This window comes from Pseudomonas sp. RHF3.3-3 (assembly GCF_048069595.1).
GTDB classification, from domain to species: domain Bacteria; phylum Pseudomonadota; class Gammaproteobacteria; order Pseudomonadales; family Pseudomonadaceae; genus Aquipseudomonas; species Aquipseudomonas fuscovaginae_B.
Genome location: NZ_CP182250.1, coordinates 2674050 through 2692607, shown reverse-complemented (window position 1 = coordinate 2692607; position 18558 = coordinate 2674050). Strand labels below are relative to the sequence as shown.

Genomic DNA, 18558 nt, shown 5'->3' with positions numbered 1-18558 from the left:
AGGTGAACCTTGGATCGAATAAAGCATGGAAAACGGTTCACCAAGAGAATCTACTACCCACGAATACTGGGTACGATATTGTGTGCGCCCATCATTCTAGAATCCATCATCCACCAACAGAATTTCCTGATCCTGGCGTCATTGCTTTTTATAAATGTTGCAATATGGCCCCATGTAGCCTACAGAATTTCCAACCGCTCAAAAAACCCTTACATGGCAGAAATACGAAATCTGGACGTCGACTCACTGCTGTGCGGCTTATGGATGGGCGCCATCGGATTAAACCCGATCTCTTCAATAAGCCTATCCGCAATGGTGGCAATGAACGCCATCAACACGGGCGGTTTGAAGAGTCTGAAAAAAGGGCTGACCCTGCAAGCATCAGGCATACTCGCGTGGCAGATTCTCGTCGGAATAGACTTACAACAAAGCTCAATTCTGTCGGCTTGGTCAAGCCTGCCACTGTTGACGCTATACCCTATCTCGGTAAGCTTTACCTCATATAAGCTTGCCTCAGAGCTATACAAGATAAAAAACACCCTGAACAGCCTTAGCATAACAGACGAACTAACCGGGCTTTTAAACAGGAGATACCTGGACGAAGAGCTGAAGAACATCGCCAGCTCCAACAACAGAAAAAACAACACGTTTCTCATAGTGCTTGATCTGGACAACTTCAAAGCAGTGAATGACCGTTACGGCCACCCGACTGGCGACTCCATTCTTTGCCTGCTGAGCAAAACACTCAGGTCCTCCTTACGCTCTGCCGACCTTATTGCCAGGTTCGGCGGCGATGAGTTCTGCATAATCATGGAGGGCGTTTCCCTGGAGCAGGCTGCAACGATAATCGAGCGCGCCTGTCAAAATTTCAAAATCAACAGCGCTCATATCGTAGCCCCTTCATTGAGCGTCAGCGTAGGCATAGCCAGTTGGCATGACGAGTTCGAAAGTGCAAAACAGTGGTTCGCCCACGCAGACAGCCTTCTCTATAAAGCCAAGAAAAGCGGGCGCAACCGGATTGTCACGGACAGCCCCCACTGCGCCCCGACGGTCGTTCAATAAAAGCGCCGGAAACAGCAGAACACGAGCCGCCGCCAGCACATCCGCGAACTCACCACGCGCCGCCACTACAGCGGCCACCATGCAGTGCACCTGCTGATCAATGGCGAGCGGCTGGGCAGCGGTTTCGACATCCTCGACTGCGCCACGCGCGCCGTTGGGCGCTGGCGTTGTGGGAGCGGGCATGTCGAACCCGTTCCCACAGATAGTGCTTCACGCCCCAGACCGTTGCAGTAGAATCGCCGCTCATTTTTGCCAGGGCACTTGCCATGACCTCTCACCAGACCCCGCCCAGCGCCCCCCAGGCCAATGAACTGATCCTTGGCCTTGAGGACCGCCCTCGCCTGCTGATCGGCCTGCTCGCCGCGCTGCAACACCTGCTGGCGATCATCGTGCCGATCGTCACCCCCGGCCTGCTGATCTGCCAGGCCCTGGGCGTGTCGGCCCGTGACACCAACCTGATCGTCTCGATGTCACTGGTGATCTCCGGCCTCGCCACCTTCGTCCAGTGCCGTCGTTTCGGGCCGTTCGGCGCCGGCCTGCTGATCGTCCAGGGCACCAGCTTCAACTTCGTCGGCCCACTGATCGCCGGCGGCGCCCTGATGGTCAAGCAAGGCACACCGGTGGAAGCCGTCATGGCGGCAATCTTCGGCGTGGTCATCGCCGGTTCCTTCGTCGAAATGGGCATCTCGCGCATCCTGCCCTTCGTCAAACGCATGATCACCCCGCTGGTGACCGGCATCGTCGTGCTGATGATCGGCCTGACCCTGATCAAGGTCGGCCTGATCAGCATGGGCGGCGGCTTCAGCGCCATGGGCAACGGCACCTTCGCCAACGGCGAGAACCTGCTGCTGTCCGGCGTGGTGCTGGCGATCATCGTCGTGCTCAACCGCATCCCGCTGGTGTGGATGCGCAGTTGCGCCATCGTCATCGCCCTGGCCGTCGGCTACGCCCTGGCCGGCTACCTGGGTCGCCTGAACTTCACCGGCATGCACGAAGCGCCGCTGTTCCAGGTGCCGACGCCGCTGCACTTCGGCCTGGGCTTCTCCTGGTCGCTGTTCATCCCGATGCTGGTGATCTACCTGGTGACCTCGCTGGAAGCCATCGGTGACGTCACCGCCACCAGCAAGGTCTCGCGCCAGCCGGTCGAAGGCCCGCTGTGGATGCAACGGATCAAGGGCGGTGTGCTGGTCAACGGCGCCAACTCGCTGCTGGCCGGGGTGTTCAACACCTTCCCCAGCTCGATCTTCGCCCAGAACAACGGCGTGATTCAGCTCACCGGCATCGCCAGTCGCCACATCGGCCAGTGGATCGCCCTGATGCTGATCCTGCTCGGTCTGTTCCCCTCCGTGGCCGGCGCGATCCAGGCGGTCCCGGAGCCGGTGCTGGGCGGCGCGGCCATGGTCATGTTCGGCGCCGTCGCGGCCTCGGGCATCAACATCCTGGCGAGCATCACCCTCGACCGCCGGGCGCTGCTGATCATCGCCGTGTCCCTGGCCCTGGGCCTGGGGGTGTCGCAGGTGCCGGAGTTCCTCGCGCACATGCCGGCGGCGCTGCGCAACGTGCTCGAATCCGGTGTCGCCACCGGCGGTATTTGCGCCCTGGTACTGAACTGGTTCCTGCCGCCATCGCCGCAACCCGGATGATTGCACGGGGCAACGCAAGGTTGCCCCACGTCCGGCCCGGCAGGCGCTGACGACCGCCCGGGCCCGGATGGACCGGCCCGGCTGTCGGGTCCGCATACCCCCTCTCAGGGCGAAAGCGTCAGCCGGCACTACACTCAGTGAAGACCCGGTAGTGCACAGGACGTCCGCCATGATGCAATGGAGCAGGTACAGAGGTACCGCGCTGATCACCCTGTTCGTCATTCTCGCCAGCCTCCTGGCATTCCTTCTGGTCAAGGCCTTCTCGGGCGAGACCTCCACTTACGTCGAATCCCGCGACCTGATTCGCCAGCTCAAGCAACTGGACGCCCGGCTCGATGCCAGGATTCTCAAGACCCGCATCAGCGACGAATACAACTACAACCTGCTGGCCGGCCCCGCCGCGGAATCGGGCAGGCGCTGGGAACAACTGGTCACGCTGAACAGCGCCCTGGACAGTTCCCCCATCTGGCAGGCCCGCAAGAAAGCCTACCTCGATGCCTCGGGGGAAAAGAGCAAACTGATCGAACAGTTCCAGGCGCACAACACCACGCTGCGCGATGACCTGGAAAGCCTGTCGGCGATCGAGGACGCGATCCAGGCCGACCTGCAGCCGTTGAGCACCAGCCACCCGGTGGAAACCCTCAGCGTGCTGTACAGCGCCTCGAAACTGACCCTGAGCACGATGGAATACGCCCACCACGTGACCAACGGCAGGGCCGAAAAGATCGAGCGCCAGATCCAGTACCTGACCTCGCAGAAAAACACCCTTCCCCCCGCCTTCGCCGCACCCATCGACAAACTGATCGAACAGGTCAACGTGGTGGTCAGCGAGCAGCCCCAGACCAATGACCTGCTGGAACGCATCGGCTTCATTCCGGTGGCGGCGAACCTCGACGCCATCAACGAACTGCTCAATGAAAACCAGCGGCGCGCCGACCTGCAAAACCGCCAGTACCTGGTCTATCTGAGCCTGTGCGCGGCGCTCATGGTGCTGTGGGTGTTCTATCTGATCATCCGCCAGTTGCGCAGCCATGCCCTGATCAACCAGATGAACAGCGCGTTGCAGGCGGCCAACGAACGCCTTGAACAGCGGGTGGAAGAGCGCACCCGTGAACTGCGCGAGGCGCAGAGCGAGCTGATGAGCACGGCCCGGGCAGCGGGCATGGCGGAGATCGCCACCAACGTGCTGCACAACGTCGGCAACGTACTCAACAGTGTGAACATCTCGGCCGACCTGGTGACACGCCGGGTGCGTGGCAGCAAGGCACAGGGGCTCGGCAGGGCCGTGCAACTGATCAACGAACGGGCCGATGACCTGGGCCATTTCTTCAGCCAGGACGAAAAGGGCAAGCTGCTGCCCGCCTACCTCAACCAGTTGGTCACCGCCATTGGCGCCGAACAGACGGAGATCGTCCAGGAGCTGGGACAACTGAGCAAAAGCGTCGACCACATCAAGGAAATCGTCAGCACCCAGCAATCCTACGCCGGTGCACCCAAGCTGCTCGAACCCCTGAATATCGCCGATCTGATCGAGGATGCCCTGCGCATGAACAGCGGTTCGCTGACCCGGCATCACGTCAAGGTCGTCCGGGACTACCAGCCGGTACCGATCTTCCTCGGCGACAAGCACCGGCTGCTGCTGATCCTGATCAACCTGCTCAGCAACGCCAAGCAGGCCGTGTCCGACCTGACGAACCGCGAACGTGAAATCACCGTGAGCGTGCGGGTGGTCGACGGCACGACCTTGCGTATCGGCGTGCAGGACGATGGCGAAGGCATCTCGCCGGAGAACCTGCCGCGCATCTTCACCCACGGTTTCACCACCCGCAAGGACGGCCACGGCTTTGGCCTGCACAGTTGCGCCCTGGCGGCGGTCGAGATGAAGGGGCGCCTGAGTGTGCACAGCGACGGGCCGGGCAAGGGGGCGCTGTTCACCCTGGAAGTGCCCCTGGACGAACCGCCCCGCAGACCTGCCGACGTCAATGCTGCCACCCCCACGAACCCGCAGTAGGCCGGCCCCTCGGCATGCCACCCGCCCAAGGCCGGAAGCACTGCAACACACCGAAAAAAGGCTGATAAATCAAGGCTGTAGACTGGGTGAAAGGTGCCTTTTCTAAATTTAATTTCATCCGCTGCACGCCGCATTTGACTCGGAACTGTCACATGGCCACCGCTTAATTGTTTCAAGAGTTTTCAGCTCTTATTTCAATTTCGTGACCAGGACCCGAACCAATGAACAAGCTGTACAGTCCCGTGATGGGGGCCGCCCTGGCGAGTATCATGATGTCTGCCCACGCCGACTTCATCGATGACAGCCACGCCGACGTGACCCTTCTCAACCGCTACCTGAACCAGCAGGGGCGCGACATCAGCGGCAGCAGTGCCAAGGCCCACAGCATTCGCGACTGGGGCCAGGGTTTCCAGTTCGACTTCAAGTCCGGCTACACCGAAGGCACCATCGGCCTGGGCCTGGACCTGCAGGCCTTCTACGGCCTGAAGCTGGATTCGGGCGGCGACCTCAACGACAGGAGCCACCAGGGCCGCTACCCCGGCAGCATGTTCCCCCTGGATGACGGCAAGTCCGCCGACCAGTTCGGCGTACTCAGCCCGACCTTCAAGGCACGTTTCCTCAAGGACGAGCTGCGCATCGGCACCCTGTACCAGAACAACCCGATGCTGGCCAATACCGACGGCCGCCTGTACCGCCAGACCAACACCGGCGCGCAACTGGTCTCCAGGGACCTGGACAACTTCACCTTCACCGTCGGCGACATCAACCAGACCAAGATCCGCAACGAAACCGGCGACACCGGCATGATCACCGCCGGCGGCACCCAAAAGAGCGACCGCTTCCTCTATGGCGGCGCGGACTACGCGGGCATTCCCGGCACCACCCTGAGCGCCTGGTACTCGAGCCTGCAGGACTACTACCAGCAGGCTTTCCTCGGTGCCAAACGCCATGACGCACTGCCCGTCGGCGCCATCGACAGCGACTTGCGGGCCTACCGCAGCCTCGGCATCGGAGGCAACGGCGACGGTGACAGCGAGTACGCGGCGGCCGGCTACTACGGCAACGGCATCAGCAAGGGCCGGATCAACCAGGCGACCATCAGCCTGATGGAAAGCTACAGCCTGGCCGGCCATACCGTGGGCCTGGGCATTCAGAAAAACAGTGGCGACAGCGACTTCCCGTACCTGGACTCGGGCCTCAACAGCGGCGACAACCGCCAGGGCCCGGGCTCCGGTGCCGACACCCCGGCGCTGACCAACCTGCAATTGAACAAATTCCAGCACGCCGGCGAGCGGACCTGGCTGGCCCAGTACAAGTACGACTTCGCCCAACTGGGCATCGACGGCCTGAAGTTCGCCGCCACCTACGCCCATGGCGACCAGATCCGCACCGCCGCCAACAGCGATGCCAGCGAATGGGAACGCGACCTGGCGCTGACCTATGAAGTGCAGACCGGCCAGTTCAAGGGCCTCGGGGTGAAATGGCAGAACGCCCACGCCGCCCCGGAAATCACCGGCCAGACCCTTCAGGACGAAAACCGCTTCTACGTGAGCTACGTCATTCCGCTGTGGTAATCCACGCCCTGCTCCCGGGCCTCCGATCGTTCCCACGCTCTGCGTGGGAACGATCAGACAACACCACTGCCTCTCACCCGCCTTGCGCCAGCCCAAAACCTGTAGGAGCGTGGCTGGTCGGGGCGCCGAACCGCCGCGAAAGGGCCCTCAAGTCCAACGGCTGATTCAGATACAATCTGTTCCCCCACCCGCCGCACCGAGACCCCAAGCAACGTGGCCAAGCTCAACTTCAGGCACATGGAAATCTTCTGGGCCGTGATGACCACCGGCAGCGCCACCGCCGCCGCCGAACTGCTGCACACCTCGCAACCCACCGTGAGCCGCGAGCTGAGCCGCCTGGAGTCGATCACCCAGTTGGTGCTGTTCAAGCGGGCCAACGCCAAGCTGATTCCCACCGAACAGGCGCTGCGACTGTTCGAGGAGGTCGAGCGCGCCTATTTCGGCATGGAACGGATCGAACGCACCGCCGAAGCCATCCGCCAACACAAGAACGGCCAGATCGCCCTGGTGACCTTGCCGGCGTTCTCCCAGGCCCTACTGCCGATGGTCTGCAAGCGCTTTCTGCGGCAATTCCCGGATGTCGCGCTGACCATCACCCCGCAGGAACAGCCGCTGCTCAATGAATGGTTGTCCTCGCAACGCTACGACCTGGGGCTGATCGAGGACGCCACCCTTGCGCTCGGCACCGAAAGCGACTGCGTGTTCACCTCGGACATGGTCTGCGTACTGCCACCGGATCACCCCTTGGCAGCCAAGTCGGTGCTCGCCCCCGAGGACTTCGAAGGCGAACCGTTCATCTCGTTTGCCGCCAACGACCCCTACCGCAAGAAAATCGATGCGTTGTTCGAGGAGCATGGCGTCAGCCGCCGGCTGCAGGTGGAAACCCATAGCGCGGCTGCGGTGTGCAGCACCGTCGCCCAGGGTGTCGGGGTGTCGACCCTCAACCCGCTGACGGCGCTCTCCTACGTCAACCTGGGGCTGACCATTCGGCGCTTTGCCCTGTCGATCCCCTACTCCATCCGCGTGGTGCGTCCGCTGCATCGTCCCCACTCCGTACTGGTCGATCGGTTCGTCGACGCCTTGCGCGATTGCTGTCGAGATCTCGAAGCCCAGCTCGCCGAGATTCCCTAGCCAGTGCACGGCCCACCGGCCATATCAGAAATGAATGGACACCCCGAAAACTGATATTTTTTATCCGGACACGGCAATGCTAAAAAGGCGCACCCACACCGGTACACCTCCTGACAACACTCGCGAGCCCCGGCGTGGCCTTATCCGACCTGGGAAAACCCAGGGAACATCGCCTTTCAGCCCGAGCTTGCCCCATGACCCTCGAACAGCATGCCGCACACGTCGCCAAAGCCCATGGCACCCCCGTCTGGATCTATGATGCCGCCGTCATTCGCGAGCGTATCCGCACGCTGAAAACCTTCGACACCGTGCGCTTCGCCCAGAAGGCCCTGTCGAACCTGTCGATCCTCAGCCTCATGCGCGAGGAAGGCGTGAAACTCGACGCCGTGTCCCTGGGCGAAATCGAGCGGGCGATCAAGGCCGGCTTCAACCCGCGCAGCAACGTCGATGGCCCCTCGGACCTGGTCTACACCTCGGACGTGTTCGATCGCCCGACCCTGGCGCGTATCGTCGAGCTTGGCGTCGAGGCCAACCTCGGCTCGCTGGACATGATCGAGCAGTTGGGCGAGCTGTCGCCCGGGCACCGCGTGTGGCTGCGGATCAACCCGGGCTTCGGCCATGGCCACAGCCCCAAGACCAACACCGGCGGCCCCAACAGCAAGCACGGCATCTGGCATGAACAACTGGCCGAGGCCCTTGAGCTGCTGAGCCGCTACGACCTGCACCTGGTGGGTGTGCACGTGCACATCGGCTCGGGTGTCGACTACGGTCACCTGGGCCAGGTCTGCGACGCCGTTGCCCAACTGCTGGAGCAGATCGATCGGCCGATCGAGGCACTGTCGGCCGGCGGCGGGCTCTCGGTGCCCTACCGCGAAGATGAGGAACCGATCGATGTGGAGCACTACTTCTCGCTGTGGGACGCGGTGCGCCGTAATGCACAGACCCGCTATGGTCGTCCGGTACGTTTGGAGCTGGAGCCTGGCCGCTTCCTGGTGGCCGAGTCGGGCACGCTGGTCTGCGAAGTGCGTGCGGTCAAGCAACAGGGCGCCAACCCCTTCACGCTGGTCGACGCCGGCTTCAACGAACTGATCCGCCCGACGCTCTACGGCAGCTACCACCGCGTGTCGCTGGTGGCCCAGGCCCCGGAGCGGCCCTCGATCAGCACCCTCATCGCCGGCCCCCTGTGCGAATCCGGTGACGTCTTCACCCTCGCCGGCGACGGCGCCCTGCGCTTCGAAACCATGAGCCGGCCAACCACCGGCGACCTCATCCTGTTCCACAACGCCGGGGCCTATGGCTCGACCATGTCCTCGAACTACAACTCGCGGCCGCTGGTGCCGGAATACCTGCTCGATGGCGAGCACTCCCGCCTGATTCGGCGGCGGCAGACCTTCGATGAACTGCTGGGCCCGGAACTGGCCTGCCTGGGCTGACCCCCAAAAACCTCGCGGCGTCACCTTTTGCAGGGTGACGCCGCGTTGGCGTTACAGGATTCAGTGGGCTTCGCTACACGACGTTCCCGCCCCGCGCTTCCCTCAATCCCCGGCACAACCGTTGCCCCAGGTCTTGTAGTCATATTCCTTGATCTGCCCGTCTGGCGTCTTGTAGGTCATCCTGGCGTTGGAAATCCCGCAGGCATACGGCTTGGAGTCCACGCGGATCACTTCGGCGACATCCTTCCGGTCCAGGGCAAACGCCTGGGCACTGAAAAGAACAGCGGCAACGGCCAAGCCCTTTACATAGATATTCATGGCAACTCTCTCAATAGGAAAAACACAAGCCGACCCGGCGAATCCGGTAGAAGGCGCTGGGTGCAGACTCGCAACCGTTCGTTATCCGAGGATTAAGAAAGTTATGAAAAAGTTTAAATAAACCGTTATGAATCAGTTAAATCAAAGTTAATTATTTAAAACTGCAAGTTGCATTTTATTCCATTAAAAATCATGACAAAAAGTTCATGAAACCTGTCATCATCCGTCTACCCGGAACAGCGGCCTGCTCTGGCTGATCAGCCGCTTGCCGTCCACCGTCCAGTCAGGAGCCCAGCGGATGCTTCCATCAGCCCCTCTTCTTTCCGGCAACCGTTTGCACCTGCGCCGTCTGCGCGGCCGGGTCGGACTGGCCCTGGTGGCCTGCCTGTCCTTTCTCGCCGGCATGACCGACGCCATCGGCTTTCTCGCCACGGGCGACTTCGTCTCGTTCATGAGCGGCAACACCACGCGCCTGGCGGTGGCCGTCAGCGAGGGGGACCTGTCGATGGTGCTGCGCCTGGTCGCGGCGGTGATGGCGTTCATCGCCGGCAACGTGCTGGGCGTGCTGGCCGGACGCGTCGGCGGCAGGCGCTCGCTGCCCTTGCTGCTGTGCGTTTCCACCCTGCTCTGCATCGCCGCGATACTGCCGTTCAACACTCGCGTGCCGGCCTTGCTGACCGCGATCATTGCCATGGGCATGCTCAATGCCGCCGTCGAACAGGTCAACGGCCTGCCGATCGGCCTGACCTACGTTACCGGCGCCCTGTCCCGCTTCGGCCGCGGCCTGGGGCGCCGGCTGCTCGGCGAAAAGCGCGATGGCTGGCGGGTGCAACTGGTGCCCTGGAGCGGCATGCTGGTGGGTGCAGTGTTTGGCGCCATGCTGGAGCGCCAGATGGGCGTGCAGGCGCTGGTGGTCAGTGCGGCGATCGCGGCGGTGCTGGGGCTGATCGCGCTGAGGATTCCACATCAGTGGCAGAAGGATTTCATGCCGCGCTAAGGGCAGTCCGCAGACAATGAACGGCGGGTACGCTACTGGTATGCACTCACGCCTTCCTGTAGGAGCCGGCGGTGCGGCGATCCGACTTGCCCGCGAATAGGCCCGCCAGCACCACAAAAATATCTCGGGCTGCCCCTCTCCTCATTCCACACTCGCCCGTCCCAACATCCCATCTTGTAGCACCCAGGCTACAGCCATTTCCCACATATATTCACCCACGACCCCAGGGATGTTTTCCATTATTTCCAAATATTGAAAAACCTATCCGTTCAGCCAGTTATTAATCCCCTTCGAAAGATATTAAATATCTACTTACAAAAGAGCAGCGTCTCTCTCTTTCAACCAGAAGATTGGCGAACACTCTCCTCCTGCCTGATCTGTCAGGCCAAGAGTGGCCCTGCTTTCTCCTGGTCACCCAACCCCGAGTTCCACCTGGAGTCACCAATGAAAATCGGCCACCTATTCCTATTGTCAGGTGCATCGTTGCTGCCGGCCATCAGCATTGCACAGCCTTCCATTCTTTCTTCGCTGCAGGCCAAAGGCATTCAGGTCACGGTTCTCGATGATGAAAGCCTCAGCAAAATCAAAGGCGCGGCAATGATCACCGGTCACCCCTACCCCAGCGTTACGCAAGGGTTGAAGATCTACAACATCCGGCTGAAGCGCTTTGGCAACGAGCACGATTACCGGTCGTACTACTCGGTAGGCAGCCACTGGAGCCCGCACAAGGAGGTTATCTATACGGAAAATGGCATGAGCTACCACGTTGCCGGTGACCGTTGGCTCGCAGATAAATCAGATGCCCCCGGCGGAGAATGGAACGCCAATAACGCAGTGGAAGTTGACGTTCACTACCAAGCTCTGGACAAAAATGGTTCACCACTCAACTTCGGCTGGAGAAACACCAGCTGGAATCGGCCGATCTCGACTTTCTCCTGGTAGCGTCAACCTTTTGCAACAACACCCTCACCCACTTTAAACGCTACAAGAGAGAAGCCCATGAAGATTAATAACAGCATCCCATCACCCACCTATAATCCAATCACACCAAAAACAACTTCGACGAAAGACCACAGCGCCTTCTCGATAGAAACCGCCGAAAACATCAAGAACGAGACCGACAAAGTCAGCATAAGCGCTGCTGGCGCCGAAATGTCTGATGTGATGGATCCACCTGTGCCAATAGGTGCCGTACCAAAATGGTGGGGGGAATTTGCACTCGAAGTCATATTCCTGCCAGATGGAACGTCAGCATTTAAAAATGAGGCAAGGTTCTCAAGCCTTTCCTCTGGAGAAATGGATGAGTACTTCACCCTGCTGAGACACCACACCGATGAACTGTACAAACGCAACGGCCTGATCGACGACGAATCGACCTACGCCGCCCTCAACTCCCGCTCAACCAACGAAAGGCTCCATCAAGAGTTCCTGGAGAGCCTGAGGAACGACCCGCGAATGGCCGAGTTGACCGGTCGACTCGGCATCGCCCTTTCCTGACTTCATCGCCGCCAGTCATCCAGCCATGCTCCGGGAGCCTGGCTGGAACTCCTTCACCGGGCTTCATCCCCTCACCGATCATCCTCGTGGATCGACGACGGATGCCGGCACAGGCCGTCAACCTCGATATCCATATAGGGGAACAACGGCAGTTGCATCAGCGTGTCATGCAGTGCCTCGACGCTGGGCACGTCGAACACGCTGTAGTTGGCGTAGTGCCCGGCGATACGCCAGAGGTGGCGCCAGGTGCCCTCGCGCTGCAGGCGCTGGGCCAGTGCCTTTTCGTCGGCCTTCAGTTGCGCGGCCCTGGCCGGGTCCATGTCCTGCGGCAGTTTTACGGTCATCTTCACGTGGAACAGCATGGTCGTTTCCTTCTTGTCTTAGCGGCGGGCAAAGCGCGACAGTTGCGTCTCGTCGAGGGTCAGGCCGAGGCCGGGGGTACGCGGTACGTGCAGCTGGAAATCGCGATAGACCGGCGCTTCGCGGACGATTTCCTCGGTCAGCAGCAAGGGTCCGAACAGCTCGGTGCCCCAGGTCAAGTGGCGCAGGGTGAGGAAGGCGTGGGCCGAAGCCAGGGTGCCGACCGAGCCCTCAAGCATGGTCCCACCATACAGGGCGATACCCGCCGCCTCGGCGATCTGCGCGGTGCGTAGCACGGCACGGGGTCCGCCGTTCTTGGCGATCTTCAGGGCGAAGATACTGGCGGCGCCGTCGGCGGCGAGGCTGAAGGCGTCCTCGACGCTTTCGATGGATTCGTCGGCCATGATCGGTGCGGGGCTGCGCTGGTTCAGGCGCACCTGGCCGGAGCGGTTGACCCGGGAGATCGGCTGCTCGATCAGGTCGATGCCGTTGTCGCCCAGCACCTGGCAGCCGCGGATGGCCTGGGACTCGTCCCAATACTGGTTGACGTCGACGCGCACGCTGGCGCAATCGCCCAGGGCCCGCTTGATCGCGATCACATGCCGGAGGTCCTGTTCCAACGGATTGGCGCCGATCTTCAGCTTGAAGATGCGGTGCCGGCGCCGTTCCAGCATCTGCTCGGCTTCACCGATATCCCGGGCGGTGTCGCCGCTGGCCAGGGTCCAGGCCACTTCCAGGCTGTCGCGCACGCGACCACCGAGCAGTTCGCTGACCGGCAGGCCGAGGCGCTTGCCCTGGGCATCGAGCAAGGCACTTTCCAGGCCGGACTTGGCGAAGGTGTTGCCCTTGGCGATCTTGTCCAGCTTGAGCATGGCGGCGTTGATATTGTCCGCGGCCAGGCCGATCAGGGCCGGGGCCAGGTGGCTGTCGATATTGGCCTTGATGCTTTCCGGGCTTTCATAGCTGTAGGACAGGCCGCCGATGGTGGTGGCTTCGCCGATACCCTCGATGCCATCGCTGCAGCGCAGGCGCAGGATCACCAGGGTCTGCTGCTGCATGGTGTGCATCGCCAGCTTGTGGGGGCGGATGGTGGGCAGGTCGACGATGACCGCCTGTACCTGTTCGATCACTGCATTGCTCATTTGCCTGGGCACCTTGTGGCCGACGGCGCCCCTGCGCCGCCGTTGTCGTTCAATGGGTGGGCAAAGGATTGCCTGTTGGCGGCGAGCAATCCAATATCGATTACCTCTGCCACCATACCCAGGAAGTCTGATGGAGCTTCGCCACCTGCGTTACTTCAAGGCGCTCGCCGAAACCCTGAACTTCACCCGCGCCGCCGAACGCCTGCACATGGCCCAGCCGCCGCTGAGCCGGCAGATCGGCCAACTGGAAGAAGAACTCGGCACCCTGCTGCTCGAGCGCGGGCGGCCACTGCGCCTGACCGAGGCCGGACGCTATTTCTATGAACAGACCGGCACCCTGCTCCAGCAACTGGAACAGATCGGCGCCACCACCCGGCGCATCGGCCAGGGGCAGCGACACTGGCTGGGAATCGGCTTTGCGCCCTCGACTCTGTATGGACTGTTGCCAGAGCTGACCCGAGCGCTGCGCAGCGACGCCGAGTTGCAACTGGACCTGGTCGAGATGACCACGCTGCAGCAGGTCGAAGCGCTCAAGGCCGGGCGTATCGATATCGGCTTCGGGCGCATTCGCATCGATGATCCGGCCATCGAGCAGCGGGTGCTGTACGAGGACCCGCTGGTGGCGGTGCTGCCGCGCGGGCATGCGCTGGGTGGCACGACGCCGAGCCTGGCGCAACTGGCCGGGGAGGCCTTCGTGCTGTATCCGGCCACGCCACGCCCCAGCTATGCCGACCATGTCCTGGCGCTGTTCGCCCACCATGGCTTGAGCGTGAAGGTCGGGCAGTGGAGCAATGAACTGCAGACGGCGCTGGGGCTGGTGTCTGCCGGGCTGGGGGTGACCCTGGCCCCGGCGTCGGTGCGCCAGCAGCATCGGGCGGATCTGGAATACACCGGGGTGAGCGATCGGGATGCGGTGAGCCCGATCATCCTCAGTCGACGCAAGGACGAAGCAAATCCGGTGTTGCAGCGTTGCCTGGAATTGATCGAGGCACTGCTCGCGGAACGGGCGCCATAACCTCGTCGTCACCTGCGTTCGATCCCCGCTCGCGCGACGATCAACATCCAGGTTGGTCTGTTCCTTGCTGAGAGAGGGATAAGCCGACGGTGATCGGCACCAAGGATCACACTGCCGCCCGGGCATTATCCGGACACTGCAACGACTATCCGGTTACTGCAGAAGCCGGTGCCCGAAAGCGTGCAGACGTGGTTGCCTGTGTAACGAGAGGTGACAATGATCTCCATCGAAGCAAGCCTTGCGAGCGGTGAGTGCTTCAGTGATTTGCAGCTTTTCACTGAACAGAACCAGTTGTTCCTGCATTACGACCTGGACAGCGTGCGGACCAGTGTCGGGCGCATCTTCAAGCCGCACGAGCTGGTTGCGGTGCACACCAGCGAGGCGGTTGGCGCCTGCATGCACCATGTGACCCGCGGCGGCCTGGCACTGAGCCGGCTGGAGTACGCCACGGAAGTGGATATCGACCCCGGACGCCTGGAGGATTTCTACCTGATCCAGATCCCCATCCAGGGCGGCGCGCTGATCCGCTGCGAGGGGCTGGAATTCGAATCCTCGCCGCTGGTGGCCTCGCTGCTGTCGCCGACCCTGCCGGCGCGGATGCGCTGGCAGGGTCACTCGCCGCAGTTGACCCTGCGCATCGAGCAGGCCGACATGGCCTACCACTGCCGCCAGCACATCCCCCAGGCCAGCCAGCGCCTGCCGCAATTCGATCCGCGCCTGGATTTCTCGCGGCCCGGGGCCGCCTATTTCCTGCAGTTGCTCAACACCCTGGTCCACGCCATCGGCAGCGCGGAGCACCCGCTGCACCAGCCGCTGGTGCTCAAGCAGTTCGAATCGGCGCTGCTCAATTCCCTGCTCTACGGGCAGCCCCACAGCGCCCTGGACAATCTGGAGCGCCCGGCGGAAAAGAACATCTCGCCCTACTTCATCAAGCGCACCGAGGCCTACATCCGCGAGCACCTGCACGAGCCCCTCAGCGTCGAATCGCTGGCCGAGCAGGCCGGGGTCAGCGTGCGCACGCTGTTTGCCGGCTTCCGCAGTTTTCGCAATACCAGCCCGATGGCCTACATGCGCGAGCTGCGCCTGGAGCGGGTGCATGAAGAACTGACGCGCAATGAACAGGCGTCAGTGACGGATGTGGCGTTCAAATGGGGATTTGCCCACCTGGGGCGGTTCGCCCAGGAGTACAAGCGGCGGTATGGGGAGCTGCCTTCGGCGACGCGGCGCTTTCGGGTGTCGTGACCACCCGCTGCCCTGGCGACCGTCTTGAGAGCCCCCCCTGCGAGGGCTCTCAAGACGGTCTGAAAGAGGGGCCTCAGCGCAAGCGCGCCAGGGTGCCGGACGGCGACTCCCCGAACGCCTTGCGGTAATCACTGGCAAACCGCCCCAGGTGCCCGAATCCCCACTCCAGCGCCACACTCGACACACTCGCCGCCGCCCCGCCACTCAACAACGCGCTGCGCACCGCGGTCAGTCGGTAATGCTTGAGATAGGCCATCGGCGTGAGCCCGTGATGACGCCGAAACGCATCGTAGAGTTTCTCCCGCGAGACCCCGGCCACCTGCTCCAGATCGTCCAGGCGCAGCGCCTCGCGGGCATGGTCCTGAAGAAACTGCCGGGCACGCACCAGGTAGTGCGGAATCCGCTCCTGCCCGCCCTGCTCCAGTTCATCGGAGTAGTTGTTCGGCTGCGCCAGCAGCAGCGCGCGGATCAGCAGGCCTTCCATGTCCCGGGCCAGACGCGGCTGGGCGTACAGCGCGCTGAGCTGCGGCCAGTTGTCCAGCAACTGGCGCACGCTCAGCCACCAGGCCGCCACTTCCTCGCGGCCAATATCCATTTGCGCCCGAAAGCGGATCGGCTCGCGCAATGGCCGCTGCAGCATTTCCTCGGCCACCTCCTCCAGCGCCCGCCGATGCACCACCACCTGAAGCTTCTCGCAGTCGCCGCCCAGCTCCAGCGAGTGGGCTTCCAGCGGTGACACCACCAGCCCGCAGCCCGCATCGGAACGCACCTGGTCGCGACCGCTGCGCAAACGCTGCCGCCCGCGCAGCGGCAGGCTGATGCTGTAGGCGTCGAGCGAGCGGATACCGATATTCACCGCCGTGCCGTAGGCGATGCGCCCCAGCACCGTGCCCAGCGCCGGCAGGCGCGTGCCGAGGTGGCTGAAACAGAGCTGTTCGGGGTGCCGGGAACGCAACTGGTGCGGGCCACAGATGGCGCTCATCCATTGCTGCGCCTGGGTCAGTTCGGCGCAGCGGTTATGCAGGGTGGCAATGGCGCGGTGCATGGGCGTCTCCTCGGCTCGGTGGACTGGCTCGATTGTCCGGCGACAACGCCCCGTCCCACTATCCATTTTGTGCAGCTATTTGCCCCGCCGTCATCCGCGCCCTGCAAGGGCGGAAGAAATGGCTGGTCAACGCCCACTAAACGGCTAGAGCGACCTCGCCGCCAGCGCTTCAATCCGGCACAGAACTCCAACAACGAGGACACGCCCGATGAGCGCCCGCACCCCGAGCCAATGGCAAGACTACGTCCAGGGCTGCCTGGACTTTCGCCCCGTCGAGGGCATCTACCGCGTCGCCCGCGATATCTTCACCGAGCCGCAACTGTTCGACCTGGAGATGGAGCTGATTTTCGAGAAGCAGTGGATCTACGCCTGTCACGAAAGCGAAATCGCCAACCCCAACGACTTCATCACCCTGCGCGCCGGGCGCCAGCCGATGATCATCACCCGCGATGGCAACGGCGAGCTGCATGCGCTGATCAACGCCTGCCAGCACCGCGGCGCCACCCTGACCCGCCAGGGCGCGGGCAACCAGTCCACCTTCACCTGTCCGTTCCACGCCTGGTGCTACAAGAGCGACGGCCGCCTGGTGAAGGTCAAGGCCCCCGGCGAATACCCGGAAGGCTTCGACAAGGCCACCCGCGGCCTGCGCAAGGCACGGATCGAGAGCTACAAGGGCTTCGTCTTCATCAGCCTGGACACCCACGCCAGCGACTCGCTGGAGGACTTCCTGGGCGATGCGCGGATCTTCTTCGACATGATGGTGGCCCAGTCGCCCACCGGTGAACTCGAAGTGCTGGCAGGCAAGTCCACCTACACCTACGACGGCAACTGGAAGCTGCAGAACGAGAACGGCCTGGACGGCTACCACGTGTCCACCGTGCACTACAACTACGTGTCCACGGTGCAGCACCGCCAGCAGGTCAACGCGCAAAAGGGCCAGGGTGACAGCACCCTGGACTACAGCAAGCTGGGCGCGGGCGATGCGGAAACCGACGACGGCTGGTTCAGTTTCCACAACGGCCACAGCGTGCTGTTCAGCGATATGCCCAACCCCGCCGTGCGCCCCGGCTATGCCAGCGTCATGCCAAGGCTGGTGGAGGAATACGGGCAGGTCCGCGCCGAGTGGATGATGCACCGCCTGCGCAACCTGAACATCTACCCCAGCCTGTTCTTCATGGACCAGATCAGCTCGCAGTTGCGCATCGTGCGCCCGGTGGCCTGGAACAAGACCGAAGTGATCAGCCAGTGCATCGGGGTCAAGGGCGAGTCCGCGGCCGACCGGCGCAATCGCATCCGCCAGTTCGAGGATTTCTTCAACGTCTCGGGCATGGGCACGCCGGACGACCTGGTGGAGTTCCGCGAACAGCAGCGCGGCTTCCAGGCCCGCCTGGAACGCTGGAGCGATATCTCCCGTGGCCATCACCGCTGGACCGAGGGCGCCACGCCCAACAGCGAAGCCCTGGGTATCCGGCCGGTGCTGACCGGTCGCGAATTCACCCACGAAGGCCTCTACGTCAACCAGCACGGCACCTGGCAGCGCCTGCTGCTCGAAGGCCTGGCCCGTCGCGCCCTGCAACCGAAGGAAGTCCAAGCATGAACCTCTCCCTGCACTACACCATCGAGCAGTTTCTGTTGCGCAAGGCCGAGCTTTGCGATGCCCAGGACTGGGACGCCTACCTGGAGCTGTTCGACCCGGACAGCGTGTTCCACCTGCCGCAGTGGGAAAGCGAGCACCGCTACGTCGAAGACCCCAACCAGGGCCTCTCGTACATCTACTACGAGGACCGTTCCGGCCTCGAAGACCGGGTGTTCCGCCTGCGCACCGGCAAGTCCGCGGCGTCCACGCCGCACCCGCGCACCCTGCACCAGATCAGCAACCTGCGGGTGCGCGAGCTGGAAGACGGGCAGTTCGAGGCCCGCGTCGCCTGGCAGACCCTGTACGCCCGCCAGGGGCGCCAGGGCAGTTTCTTCGGCCACTGCTCCTACCTGCTGCGCCAGGACGGTACGGACTTGCGCATCCGCCGCAAGCACGTGCTGCTGCTCAACGACACCATCGATTCCGTGCTGGACTTCTATCACCTCTGAGGG

17 protein-coding genes and 1 pseudogene are annotated in these 18558 nt (G+C 62.6%); 14 read left to right on the top strand and 4 right to left on the bottom strand.

What is annotated here, in order from left to right:
* The first annotated feature begins 9 nt into the window (after positions 1–9).
* The 7 genes and pseudogenes from ACMGT0_RS12370 to lysA all read left to right on the top strand — a co-directional run bounded on the left by ACMGT0_RS12370 (position 10) and on the right by lysA (position 8854).
* The gene (locus ACMGT0_RS12370) at positions 10–1062 is read left to right on the top strand and encodes a diguanylate cyclase (RefSeq protein WP_054062766.1); all 1053 of its coding nucleotides are present in this window, start codon (positions 10–12) and stop codon (positions 1060–1062) included.
* 18 nt (positions 1063–1080) lie between these two features.
* Positions 1081–1197, top strand: a pseudogene (locus ACMGT0_RS12365) (DNA alkylation repair protein); the annotation flags it as partial.
* A gap of 131 nt (positions 1198–1328) precedes the next feature.
* The gene (locus ACMGT0_RS12360; protein ID WP_416772801.1) at positions 1329–2705 is read left to right on the top strand and encodes a nucleobase:cation symporter-2 family protein; all 1377 of its coding nucleotides are present in this window, start codon (positions 1329–1331) and stop codon (positions 2703–2705) included.
* Positions 2706–2874: 169 nt separating this feature from the next.
* Entirely contained in the window at positions 2875–4716 is a 1842-nt protein-coding gene (locus ACMGT0_RS12355; protein WP_054061092.1) for a DAHL domain-containing protein, read from the top strand.
* Positions 4717–4937: 221 nt separating this feature from the next.
* Complete coding sequence (locus tag ACMGT0_RS12350) at positions 4938–6290, top strand: OprD family outer membrane porin (protein ID WP_416772798.1); 1353 nt, start codon at positions 4938–4940, stop codon at positions 6288–6290.
* Positions 6291–6503: 213 nt separating this feature from the next.
* Positions 6504–7421 (top strand): LysR family transcriptional regulator, encoded by a 918-nt coding sequence (locus ACMGT0_RS12345; RefSeq protein ID WP_054061094.1) that lies wholly within the window; start codon positions 6504–6506, stop codon positions 7419–7421.
* Between the two features lie 194 nt (positions 7422–7615).
* On the top strand, positions 7616–8854 hold the full coding sequence (lysA, locus tag ACMGT0_RS12340) for a diaminopimelate decarboxylase (protein ID WP_416772796.1): 1239 nt from the start codon (positions 7616–7618) through the stop codon (positions 8852–8854).
* 102 nt (positions 8855–8956) lie between these two features.
* On the opposite strand, the gene ACMGT0_RS12335 is transcribed toward lysA, so the two are convergent.
* Complete coding sequence (locus tag ACMGT0_RS12335) at positions 8957–9172, bottom strand: DUF2790 domain-containing protein (RefSeq protein WP_054061096.1); 216 nt, start codon at positions 9170–9172, stop codon at positions 8957–8959.
* A 298-nt stretch (positions 9173–9470) separates the two neighbouring features.
* Between ACMGT0_RS12335 and ACMGT0_RS12330 the strand changes: the two genes are divergently transcribed.
* From ACMGT0_RS12330 to ACMGT0_RS12320, 3 genes are all read left to right on the top strand, one after another.
* Positions 9471–10169, top strand: a complete 699-nt coding sequence (locus ACMGT0_RS12330) for a YoaK family protein (protein WP_054062770.1) — start codon at positions 9471–9473, stop codon at positions 10167–10169.
* A gap of 444 nt (positions 10170–10613) precedes the next feature.
* Positions 10614–11111, top strand: a complete 498-nt coding sequence (locus ACMGT0_RS12325) for a hypothetical protein (protein ID WP_416772793.1) — start codon at positions 10614–10616, stop codon at positions 11109–11111.
* Positions 11112–11168: 57 nt separating this feature from the next.
* Complete coding sequence (locus tag ACMGT0_RS12320) at positions 11169–11666, top strand: hypothetical protein (RefSeq protein ID WP_416772792.1); 498 nt, start codon at positions 11169–11171, stop codon at positions 11664–11666.
* Between the two features lie 71 nt (positions 11667–11737).
* Here ACMGT0_RS12320 and catC read toward each other — a convergent pair whose 3' ends face one another.
* Together catC and ACMGT0_RS12310 are read right to left on the bottom strand one after the other, a co-directional pair.
* Complete coding sequence (catC, locus tag ACMGT0_RS12315) at positions 11738–12028, bottom strand: muconolactone Delta-isomerase (RefSeq protein WP_054059448.1); 291 nt, start codon at positions 12026–12028, stop codon at positions 11738–11740.
* A gap of 18 nt (positions 12029–12046) precedes the next feature.
* The gene (locus ACMGT0_RS12310) at positions 12047–13168 is read right to left on the bottom strand and encodes a muconate cycloisomerase family protein (protein ID WP_416772789.1); all 1122 of its coding nucleotides are present in this window, start codon (positions 13166–13168) and stop codon (positions 12047–12049) included.
* A gap of 130 nt (positions 13169–13298) precedes the next feature.
* On the opposite strand from ACMGT0_RS12310, the gene ACMGT0_RS12305 reads away from it, so the two are divergent.
* Both ACMGT0_RS12305 and ACMGT0_RS12300 read left to right on the top strand, forming a co-directional pair.
* Positions 13299–14183 carry a LysR family transcriptional regulator gene (locus tag ACMGT0_RS12305; RefSeq protein WP_054059446.1) on the top strand — a complete coding sequence of 295 codons (885 nt, stop codon included), beginning with the start codon at positions 13299–13301 and terminating at the stop codon, positions 14181–14183.
* Positions 14184–14399: 216 nt separating this feature from the next.
* Positions 14400–15425 carry an AraC family transcriptional regulator gene (locus tag ACMGT0_RS12300; RefSeq protein WP_054059445.1) on the top strand — a complete coding sequence of 342 codons (1026 nt, stop codon included), beginning with the start codon at positions 14400–14402 and terminating at the stop codon, positions 15423–15425.
* Between the two features lie 73 nt (positions 15426–15498).
* Here the strand turns inward: ACMGT0_RS12300 and ACMGT0_RS12295 are convergent, their stop codons facing one another.
* Positions 15499–16470, bottom strand: coding sequence for an AraC family transcriptional regulator (locus ACMGT0_RS12295; protein ID WP_054059444.1), 972 nt, complete (start codon positions 16468–16470; stop codon positions 15499–15501).
* Between the two features lie 208 nt (positions 16471–16678).
* On the opposite strand from ACMGT0_RS12295, the gene antA reads away from it, so the two are divergent.
* Positions 16679–18067 (top strand): anthranilate 1,2-dioxygenase large subunit, encoded by a 1389-nt coding sequence (gene antA / locus ACMGT0_RS12290; protein WP_054059443.1) that lies wholly within the window; start codon positions 16679–16681, stop codon positions 18065–18067.
* A complete protein-coding gene (antB, locus tag ACMGT0_RS12285) occupies positions 18064–18555 on the top strand; it encodes an anthranilate 1,2-dioxygenase small subunit (RefSeq protein WP_273823372.1) in 492 nt (163 codons plus the stop codon). The genes antA and antB overlap by 4 nt, the downstream gene beginning before the upstream one ends.
* Positions 18556–18558 lie beyond the last annotated feature (3 nt).

Coding starts and splice junctions, on each gene's coding strand:
- ACMGT0_RS12360 (WP_416772801.1), top strand. CDS start 1,329: ATGACCTCTCACCAGACCCCGCCCAGCGCCCCCCAGGCCAATGAACTG.
- ACMGT0_RS12355 (WP_054061092.1), top strand. CDS start 2,875: ATGATGCAATGGAGCAGGTACAGAGGTACCGCGCTGATCACCCTGTTC.
- ACMGT0_RS12350 (WP_416772798.1), top strand. CDS start 4,938: ATGAACAAGCTGTACAGTCCCGTGATGGGGGCCGCCCTGGCGAGTATC.
- lysA (WP_416772796.1), top strand. CDS start 7,616: ATGACCCTCGAACAGCATGCCGCACACGTCGCCAAAGCCCATGGCACC.
- ACMGT0_RS12335 (WP_054061096.1), bottom strand. CDS start 9,172: ATGAATATCTATGTAAAGGGCTTGGCCGTTGCCGCTGTTCTTTTCAGT.
- ACMGT0_RS12330 (WP_054062770.1), top strand. CDS start 9,471: ATGCTTCCATCAGCCCCTCTTCTTTCCGGCAACCGTTTGCACCTGCGC.
- ACMGT0_RS12325 (WP_416772793.1), top strand. CDS start 10,614: ATGAAAATCGGCCACCTATTCCTATTGTCAGGTGCATCGTTGCTGCCG.
- ACMGT0_RS12320 (WP_416772792.1), top strand. CDS start 11,169: ATGAAGATTAATAACAGCATCCCATCACCCACCTATAATCCAATCACA.
- catC (WP_054059448.1), bottom strand. CDS start 12,028: ATGCTGTTCCACGTGAAGATGACCGTAAAACTGCCGCAGGACATGGAC.
- ACMGT0_RS12310 (WP_416772789.1), bottom strand. CDS start 13,168: ATGAGCAATGCAGTGATCGAACAGGTACAGGCGGTCATCGTCGACCTG.
- ACMGT0_RS12305 (WP_054059446.1), top strand. CDS start 13,299: ATGGAGCTTCGCCACCTGCGTTACTTCAAGGCGCTCGCCGAAACCCTG.
- ACMGT0_RS12300 (WP_054059445.1), top strand. CDS start 14,400: ATGATCTCCATCGAAGCAAGCCTTGCGAGCGGTGAGTGCTTCAGTGAT.
- ACMGT0_RS12295 (WP_054059444.1), bottom strand. CDS start 16,470: ATGCACCGCGCCATTGCCACCCTGCATAACCGCTGCGCCGAACTGACC.
- antA (WP_054059443.1), top strand. CDS start 16,679: ATGAGCGCCCGCACCCCGAGCCAATGGCAAGACTACGTCCAGGGCTGC.
- antB (WP_273823372.1), top strand. CDS start 18,064: ATGAACCTCTCCCTGCACTACACCATCGAGCAGTTTCTGTTGCGCAAG.